Here is a 4,172-nt window from a genome sequence, read left to right as displayed (position 1 = left end):
TGCTCACGCTCGACTCGGTCGCAACCGATGCGTCGGGCAATGCGCGGGACATCAACTTTGATCCGCTGGTGCTGCCCGCCGGGATCGAGCCGTCCGATGATCCGCTGCTGAGCGCGCGATCGGCCGTCTACGCCGCGTCGTACCGGCGTCGCACCGGCGAGACCGGAAGCCCGCCGGCGGTGCAGGTCGACAAGGTCGCGCTGTGACCGGGGCGCTCGAACCCGGCCGATTCACGGCGTTGAGCAGGGTCCTGCACTGGTTGACGGCCGTCCTGGTGTTCTGCGCGTTGTTCATCGGATTCGTGATGGTGAACTCGGTAGGCGACTACTCCGCGCTGATCATGATCCACCGGACGCTGGGCGTGACCATCCTCGCGGTAGTGCTGGTGCGCCTCGTCAACCGGTTAACCCATCGTGCTCCGCCGCTGCCGCCTACGGTCGGCGCGCTGGAACGCAAGATCGTGGTGTTGTCCGAGCTGTCGCTGTATGCGCTGCTGCTGCTCCAGCCGCTGATCGGTTGGACGATGGTTTCGGCCGCGGGCGGACCGATCGTCGTGTTCGGTTCATTTCGGCTCCCGCGCATCGCACCGTTTGACGCGCAGTTGTTTTGGCTATTGCGGCAAGTTCATTCGGTCGTCGCATATGCGTTGATGGCCGCGATCGCCGCGCACGTTTCCGCGGTTTTGCTGCACACATTGACGTTGCGGGACCGGATGATCGAGAGGATGACATTTCGATTGGCCGGTAAACGGCGCGTTCACTAACAGCTCGGGTCGCCAGATCAGTTGTCTTAAGGTGTGCCTTCCCAGTGCTTGGCCAGCGGTGTTCCGGCAAACCTCTCGAACATCGCCCGGGACAGCTCCAGCACGGAGCTACGCGGACGGTGGTTCACCACCAGACGCTGGGCCTTCCCGGCAGCGTTGTAGACGACCAGGACGATGACGTAGAGGGGCACGCCCCGCACTGCTGAGGTGTAGTCCTCGAGGAAGCTGTTCTGTCCGCAGGGCCCGGCGTAGTGAAATTCTTGGAACTCATATATTTCGCGGGCGGCCACCACGACTTCATGGACCGCCTGCGCACCCTGGATGGCGCCTTCCCACGCCGGACCTTCTCCGGTTACATCGTCAGCAAGGTTGTCCAGCCACGCCGGGTAGTAGGGCTTTCCCAAATACGTCGACGCCATCGTCTGCCTCCCTAGGGCGTACCTTCCCAGTGCTTCGCATGGGGCGTGCCGGAAAACTTCTCAAGCATCAAACGGGAAAACTGCAGCATCGCGCTGCGCGGCCGGTGGTTCACCACGACGCGCTCGGTCTGCCCGGCTGCGTTGAAGGTGACTCGGACGACAACGTAGGTGGGCATGCCGCGGACCGAACTCGAATAGTCCTCGAGGAAACCGTCTTCGCCGCAGGGACCGGCGTAATTGAACTCCTGGTGGTCATAGAGCTGCCGGGCACTGGTCAGGATGGAACGAACATCGTCGGCGCCGTGCGCGGTGCCGTCCATTGCCGCGGCTTCCAAGGTGACGTCTTCGGCAAGGTTGTCTAACCACGACGGGTAATAGGGCTTTCCCGTCTACGTCATACGGCGCCTCTCGTGGAATCCCTCGGTGAGCTTGCTGGTTGGCGCACGCTCATGATTCGTCATAAGGCAGCCTTTTGCAACGTTTCCAACCGAGTGAAGGATTGGCGCACAACTGGCCCGAACGGCTGGCTTGAGGCACACACTGTTCTCATCGCACGACACACCACGAGAGGGTGGGCGCTGTGACCACGATTCGAGCCGCGGCCGTTCAACTGAGCCCCGTGTTGTACAGCCGTGAAGGCACGGTGGACCGCGTTGTCGCGAAGATCGACGAATTGGCAAAGCGGGAAGTGCAATTCGCGGTTTTTCCGGAAACCGTCGTTCCGTATTACCCGTACTTTTCGTTTGTACAACGTCCTTACGAAATGATGGCCGAGCAAATGCGGTTGCTGGGACAGGCGGTCACGGTGCCATCGCCGGCCACAGACGCGATCGGCGACGCCGCGCGACATGCCGAAATGGTGGTCTCCGTTGGGGTAAACGAACGCGACGGTGGGTCACTGTTCAACAGTCAGCTGCTTTTCGATGCCGACGGGACATTGATCCAGCGTCGCCGCAAGATCACCCCTACGTACCACGAACGCATGGTGTGGGGCCAGGGCGACGGCAGCGGACTTCGCGCCGTCGACAGCGCGGTGGGTCGCGTTGGTCAGTTGGCATGTTGGGAGCACTACAACCCGCTGGCCCGGTACGCGCTCATCGCCGACGGCGAGCAGATCCATTCGGCGATGTTCCCTGGATCGATCTTCGGCGACTTGTTCTCTCAACAGACCGAAATCCAGGTGCGAAACCATGCGCTCGAGTCGGGCGTCTTCGTGGTTGCCGCGACGGCGTGGCTGGATACCGACCAGCAACAACAGATCATGGCCGACACCGGCTGCCCAGTGGGCCCGATATCGGGTGGCTGCTTCACCGCAATCATCACCCCACAAGGCGAGCTGCTCGGTGACTCGCTACGGTCCGGCGAAGGCGCGGTGATAGCCGATCTTGACTTTGGCTTGATTGATAAGCGCAAGGCGTTCATGGATTCCAGCGGGCACTACAGCCGGCCCGAATTGCTCAGCCTGCTGGTCGATCACACGCCCACCGCCCACGTCCATAGCCGGGTTCCCAGCTCGCCGGCCGTGGCCGATGGCGAGACAAATTCGCCGCGTTAACCACCCACATCGCCGCGAGGGAAGACCTAACGGTTCTAGGATCGCCGCGGTGAGGAAAACTCGTCGATGGGAAGGTGGCGCATGGCTAAGCGGATCGTGATCTGGGGTACTGGCTTCGTCGGCAAGATGGTGATCGCCGAAATCGTCAAACATCCGCTGTTCGAGTTGGTCGGCGTCGGCGTCAGCAACCCGAAGAAAGTCGGTCGCGACGTCGGCGAGATCTGCGGGCTGACGGAATCCGTCGGCATCACCGCCACCGACGACGTCGACGCGCTGATCGCGCTGCGGCCCGATGCGTTGGTCCATTACGGCCCTACCGCGGCGCACGCCGACGAGAACATCGCGCTGATCACGCGGTTCCTCCGGGCCGGGATCGACGTGTGCTCGACGTCGATGACGCCGTGGGTCTGGCCGACCATGCATCTGAATCCGCCGAACTGGATCCAGCCGATCACCGAAGCGTGCGAGTCGGGCGAGTCGTCGTGTTTCACCACCGGTATCGACCCGGGCTTCGCCAATGACCTGTTCCCGATGACGCTGATGGGGGTGTGCTCCGAGGTACGCAGGGTGCGGGCATCCGAGTTGCTGGACTACACCAACTACGAAGGCGACTACGAGAACGAGATGGGCATCGGACGCGAGCCCGAATTCCGTCCAATCCTGGAGAACCGCGATGTGCTGATATTCGCGTGGGGCGCCACCGTGCCGATGATCGCGCACGCCGCCGGCATCACGCTCGACGAGATCACCACCACATGGGACAAGTGGGTGACGCCCAACGAACGTAAGACGGCCAAGGGCATCATCCCGCCCGGACATGTGGCCGCGGTCCGGTTCACTATCAACGGCGTCTACAAAGGCCAGACCCGCATCCAGCTCGAGCACGTCAACCGCATCGGCCTTGACGCGGCACCGGACTGGCCGGCAGGCACCAAAGACGACGTCTACCGGGTCGACATCGAGGGCACGCCGAGCATTTCCCAGGAGACCGCATTCCGGTTCACCGACGGCTCCGGCCGCGACGCAGCCGCGGCCGGTTGTCTGGCCACCGGGATGCGTGCGCTCAACGCGGTGCCGGCCGTCAACGAACTCTCGCCGGGCTGGGTCACTCCGCTCGATCTGCCGTTGATCGCAGGGGTCGGCACGATTCGTTAGAAGGCCGCGCCGATGCCGATGCGTGCCTCGCAGAACCACGACGACCTATAAATTGGTGGCCGATGCTTGCGGATTGGACGACATGGCTGACGTAGGACGGTCGGCGTTAGGCCTCTCGGTGGGGGCCACCAACTTGGCGGCGGTGACCGCCGAGCGGGCGGTGACCCGTAGGCCGGTGCTGACGTTGTATCGTCAGCGCCCACCCGAAGTCGGTGTGCCATCGGAGAACCCGATGCTCAACGAGCCGGGGCTGGTGATCAGCGATTTCGTCGATCGGGTG

General features: G+C 63.1%; 5 protein-coding genes and 2 pseudogenes. 5 read left to right on the top strand and 2 right to left on the bottom strand.

Going from position 1 to position 4,172, the window contains the following annotated elements:
• A pseudogene (locus tag VEI45_RS05780) lies at positions 1–206 on the top strand (catalase); the annotation flags it as partial.
• Complete coding sequence (locus tag VEI45_RS05775; protein WP_324851010.1) at positions 203–763, top strand: cytochrome b; 561 nt, start codon at positions 203–205, stop codon at positions 761–763. The pseudogene VEI45_RS05780 and the gene VEI45_RS05775, both read left to right, overlap by 4 nt.
• A 26-nt stretch (positions 764–789) precedes the next feature.
• On the opposite strand, the gene VEI45_RS05770 is transcribed toward VEI45_RS05775, so the two are convergent.
• Complete coding sequence (locus VEI45_RS05770) at positions 790–1,182, bottom strand: hypothetical protein (protein ID WP_324851008.1); 393 nt, start codon at positions 1,180–1,182, stop codon at positions 790–792.
• A gap of 11 nt (positions 1,183–1,193) precedes the next feature.
• Positions 1,194–1,502 (bottom strand): hypothetical protein, encoded by a 309-nt coding sequence (locus tag VEI45_RS05765; protein WP_324851006.1) that lies wholly within the window; start codon positions 1,500–1,502, stop codon positions 1,194–1,196.
• Positions 1,503–1,762: 260 nt separating this feature from the next.
• On the opposite strand from VEI45_RS05765, the gene VEI45_RS05760 reads away from it, so the two are divergent.
• From VEI45_RS05760 to VEI45_RS05750, 3 genes and pseudogenes are all read left to right on the top strand, one after another.
• Entirely contained in the window at positions 1,763–2,737 is a 975-nt protein-coding gene (locus VEI45_RS05760; protein ID WP_324851004.1) for a nitrilase-related carbon-nitrogen hydrolase, read from the top strand.
• An 81-nt stretch (positions 2,738–2,818) separates the two neighbouring features.
• Positions 2,819–3,892: a dihydrodipicolinate reductase gene (locus VEI45_RS05755; protein ID WP_324851002.1), complete on the top strand. Its 1,074-nt coding sequence runs from the start codon at positions 2,819–2,821 to the stop codon at positions 3,890–3,892.
• An 82-nt stretch (positions 3,893–3,974) separates the two neighbouring features.
• Positions 3,975–4,172, top strand: a pseudogene (locus VEI45_RS05750) (hypothetical protein); the annotation flags it as partial.

This window comes from Mycobacterium sp., from assembly GCF_035623875.1.
GTDB lineage: Bacteria > Actinomycetota > Actinomycetes > Mycobacteriales > Mycobacteriaceae > Mycobacterium.
This window is presented reverse-complemented; position numbering and strand designations above follow the sequence as displayed.